The sequence below is a fragment of the Burkholderia alba genome (genome assembly GCF_034721475.1).
GTDB classification, from domain to species: domain Bacteria; phylum Pseudomonadota; class Gammaproteobacteria; order Burkholderiales; family Burkholderiaceae; genus Burkholderia; species Burkholderia alba.
The window spans coordinates 224,277-228,700 of sequence record NZ_JAWJWL010000009.1 but is presented as its reverse complement, the minus strand read 5'-3'; the positions used below and the strand labels follow the sequence as shown (position 1 = coordinate 228,700).

Here is a 4,424-nt window from a genome sequence, read left to right as displayed (position 1 = left end):
CCGGGCGGTATCGCCCGGGCGCCCGCATCGGCGCGATGCCGGCGGTCGTCGCGCCGTTACGCGATCGCCTTGCGCGTCGTCTGGTTCGCGCTGGCGTCGTGCCGCATCGCAGGCGTCTGCAACTCGCGCAGGATCGCCTGCGCCCCCGAATGGGCGGGCGCATGGTGGATCAGCGAGATCCATTGACGCAGCCAGAGCGGACTCGCCGACAGATAGCGGCGGATCGAATGGCCGTCGTCGAGCCGCGCGGCGTCGTCGAGCAGGAACACCCCCGTCAGCAGCGCGACGGTCTTGCCTTGCGCACCCTGTCGCCAGACCGGCACCGCATGCTCGTAGCGGTACTCGGCGGGCTGCGCGAGCGCGAAGCTCTCCTGCAGGATGTCCGTATGCGCGCCGGGCGTGAGCACGTAGTGGCGGTTGGTCGTGCCCGCGACGCTGCGCACGTCGTTGAAGGCCGTGATGTCCAGTACCGACGTGCCGAGCCGGTCGAGATGGATATCCGCGGCGGATCCGAACGAGACCAACAGCGCACGATCGAAGAACGCGCGCAGTTCGTCGGTGTTCATGCCCAGCCGCCGGCCGTCCAGGCAGGCCAGCACGTCGAGCTGCTGCGCGGTGGCGATGCCCGAGCTGTGCGCGAAGAGGCGCACGAGCGGCAGCGAGTCGATCTGCCCCGGCGCGATGCGCCGCGCGATCGCGCCGTTCCGGTACAGCGGGAAGCCCGCCGCGTCCCGGCGGACCAGCTGCGATTCCGTGTAGTCGAGCTGCTCGGGGGTTTCCACGAGACGCGGCAGGATCAGGCGTTCGTAGATCAGCTGCGATTCGTGGCCGAAATAGTCGCCGACGCGATCCGCGTTCAGCGCGAAGCGGTTGTGCAGCATGCTGGCCTCGACCACGGTTTCGCCGTCGTGCCGCCGCCCGGCATGCGTGATCCCGAGCAGCCGGATCGGCGTGGTGCGCGGCGTGGTCTGAGGTCGGCGCAATGCCGGGTCCGAGGCGAGCTGGGTGACGAACGTGTGGAATAGCCGGGCGAGACCGTTCGACAGCTTCAGCCCGAGCGGATAGTTCGTGGTGGGCGTGCTGGGCAGCACGATCCAGTCGACCCCGGTCGCGAGCAGCGGGCCGTCCGGCGCGGCGTCCCGCCGGGACGGCGGTGCGGATCCGGCGGGCGATGCTTCCAGGATCGTCCAGACCGGCCCCGGCGCCTTCTCGTGCGCATTCGAGCGTGCCCTGAGCGTGAGCGTCAGTTCGCGCAGCGCGTGGTAGAGCAGCGCCATCGTCGTGCTGTAGCGCTCGTCCTGACGCAGGACGAGGTTGACCACGTCGCTGTGGTCGCCGTTGTAGCGGCACGGGATCGCGACCAGGTATTCGAGGCATCGGAGCTCGGGCGACTTGAACTGCTCCACCGGCACCCGGTAGCTGATGCCGCCGTGCGTCACGGTTTCGCCCGGGCGGGCATGGCGCGCGAGCGCGTCGTCGTAGCGCGCGATGCTGTAGCCGCGCGGCGCGAGGATCTCGCGCGCGAAGTTCAGCGCCTGAGGCGTGTCGAGATTGCCGACGATCAGATGCTCGTGGTCGGTGTAGCGGTCAAGCTCCTCGATGAACGAGCGGATGGCGAGTCCGAATCCGTGCGCGGCCGTGTGCACGACCTGCGCGAGCGCGGCCGGCGTGGCGGGCAGATCCCGGGCCGTGGCGAGATAGCTGGCCAGCCGGTCCTCCCGCTGGCGATAGGTGTCGACGATCGGCTGCAGCGCGCCGACGATCGTTGCTGCGTCTGGCAGGCTGGCCGGCGCGCGCGCCTCCGCCGGATAGCGCTTGAGCGCGGCTTCCGCCCGCCGGAACAGCGTGATGTCGGGACGCGGCATGCCCAGATCGTCGCGCAGCGCTTCCGCGTCGAGGATCGCGATGCCCCTGCGCTCGAGATCGAGCCGCAGCGCGCGCACCTGATCTCCGGTGCCGCAGGCCTTGCGGACGCCGCCCGGCGCGCGCGCGTCGAACACGTTCAACGCATCTTCCAGGCCGACCCGGATGCCGTCGAGATCGAGGCCGATCGCGACGTCGGCGAGAATCGCCTGGAACGGCCCGGGCAGCAGCAGGGAGATCCGGCAGGAGGGGAAGCTTTCCCGCAGTTCGTCGACGCACGGCCGCAGTTTCTCAACCGCGATGCGCACGGCTTCCGCCGTGGCGGAAGGCTCGTCCGCCTGCAGCAGTTTCGCGATGGCCTTGCGGGAGGGGACGTCGATCAGCGAATCGTCGTCCGTTTCGCCGCTGACCGGATCGCGGTGGTACTGGTCGACGGCGGCCACCAGCATGAACAGCACGGGCGCGCCGGCCTGCTCGAGCACCGTGCGATACAGGGTCGTCGAGTTCTGGACGATCGTGTGATTGAACACTTCGATCTCCGGCCGCACGCCGAATTCCGCGAAATGCTCGAGCTGGCGGGCGAGGAAGCCGTGCGGATTGTCGTAGCCCCCGCCGCCCTGGAATACCACCGGCCCGGGGCTGAACGACGCGACGTCGGGCGCGATCTGCGCGTGGCCGTAGCGTTTCAGGTGGGCGCGGCGCAGCGGGCTCTCGGAGGCGCGCCGGTCGCCGCGGGCGCTGGTGGAGAGATTGAGGATCGCGGCGGGTTCGAGGTCGATCAGGCGCGGCACGATCCGGTCGTAATCGTCGACCACGATATGGTTGCGCTGGGCACCGGTGGTGATCGCGGCGTTCAGGCCGGGAATCCGGATCTGCTGCTGGTCGTCGGTTGCGCGGGTGTGCAGGTGGACGACCGCCGCGCCTTCGCGCAGCGCATGACGGGATGCTTCGACGATACCGTCGGCGGTGATCGGCAGGTAGGGCGAGCGGGCCTTGCCCGGTTGCCAGAAGCCCGCGCCCCGCGATCGCCAGCCGGCGGCCAGCAGCGCATCGAGCGCGACCGGCGCGCTGTCGCGCAGCGGCTCGACCAGGCTGGGCGGCAGGTAACTGTGGACGCGGTCGTGCGGCCAGGCGAGATCGCCGTCGTCGGTGACGACCCAGCCGAAGGTGGTCAGTTGAAGCACGAGCTGGCGGACCAGGTCGCGCGACTCGATGTGCTCGAAGACGGCGCGTGCGATGACGAACGGCTTTGCCGCCGGCGCGTCCGAACCGGGCCGGCGCAGCGTGTTGCCGTCACGTACCCAGCCGAGTTCCGCGAGCACCTCGGGGCCGTGCGAGAGCGGCGCCGCGCTCAGGTCGACCAGTTCGTCGAAGCCGTGCTCGAGCGCGATGCCGCCGGCCGGAACGGCTTCCCAGCCGTTGGCTTCGAGCGCGGCGCAGGTGGCTTGCCGGGCGTCTTCGCCGAGCAAGCCGAGGAGCGGGAGCGGGATGAATTTGGGCTCCAGCGGATCAAGGAATTTGGGGACTGCGCCGACAGGTGCCGCGGTGATATAGAAGGTCTTGGTCATGATCTTCCTGTTCCTGTTCGATTTGAGTAGGCATGCTAAACAACCGGCGTCGAAGCACAGTGGTTTATGAAGCCCACAAAGGCGTGTAGTCCGGCCGGACGCTGTTTGCATCAAGCCGGGCTGCGATCTGCGTTGCCGTCCGGACGATGAGGCGTCCGTGCAACCGAGAGGCGGTCTGAGCCTCTGAGTCGCATATTACATTTTATTTACATTGATTTGTGGGAATAAATTCTTATTATTTTTGTAACTCTGGATTGATAGGAAATTGGTGAATATTACTGGTTAGCATGTTCAGTTGTTTTTATTTTTGTGTGGTGCGTATTTTTATATATGCTGTTGATTTTGTATGGTTTTATAAAAACTCATGTGAAATTTATGTTGCATCGAAATAATGGATGTTTCTGTTGTCGGATCAATGCTTGATAATTTTGTGGCTGAGAGGTGGATGAATCGCGTGTTTTGAATCGCCGGATAAGACGATGTCTTTTTGATGACGGATGGCCGTGCGGGATGCGATCGGCCGGATAGCGCGGTGTGAGGTGCGTGATCCGTTCGGCGTGGTTTGGCGCACGTGTCGATGGAGCTTGATCGGTTCAACCGAACAGCGAATACGGTGCGCGTCGGCGCGGGCCTATGCTCGCGCTGACTGAATCTGCGTCGTTGGGCCGGGGTTGTCCGTCGCCCGTTGAAACATGCGGATGGCACGGTTGCGACGGCCGCCATGCGCGGATGAGCGATGGCTCATCTTCGCTGCGCGGCTACGACGCGTTGTCGCCATGGCGCTTCGGTTGCCGTGCGCTTTGGGTGGACGACGAAATGTTCGATACCGGGACGAAAGCCCGAGGGGCAGGGCGGGATGGGCGCGTCGGCCAGGCAGGCATGTCCGCGGAGATCTGCGATGCGCAGCGGCGCGACAGGACGATGGGTCGATGCGCCGAGAGAGGGCGGGCGGATGCGCGGCGGACGGCATGGACCGTCGCGCATCGCCGCGGG

General features: G+C 66.6%; 2 protein-coding genes. One reads left to right on the top strand and one right to left on the bottom strand.

Annotated features, from left to right (window positions below):
* Window positions 1-56: 56 nt before the first annotated feature.
* A complete protein-coding gene (locus tag RZR99_RS12990; protein ID WP_323120171.1) occupies window positions 57-3,431 on the bottom strand; it encodes a 3-keto-5-aminohexanoate cleavage protein in 3,375 nt (1,124 codons plus the stop codon).
* Between the two features lie 633 nt (window positions 3,432-4,064).
* On the opposite strand from RZR99_RS12990, the gene RZR99_RS12985 reads away from it, so the two are divergent.
* Window positions 4,065-4,424 (top strand): hypothetical protein (locus RZR99_RS12985; RefSeq protein WP_323120170.1); only part of this gene is annotated, 360 nt, incomplete at its 3' end.

What these genes read in the sequence shown, in the direction of transcription:
- RZR99_RS12990 (WP_323120171.1), bottom strand. Translation starts at nt 3,431, where the DNA reads ATGACCAAGACCTTCTATATCACCGCGGCACCTGTCGGCGCAGTCCCC.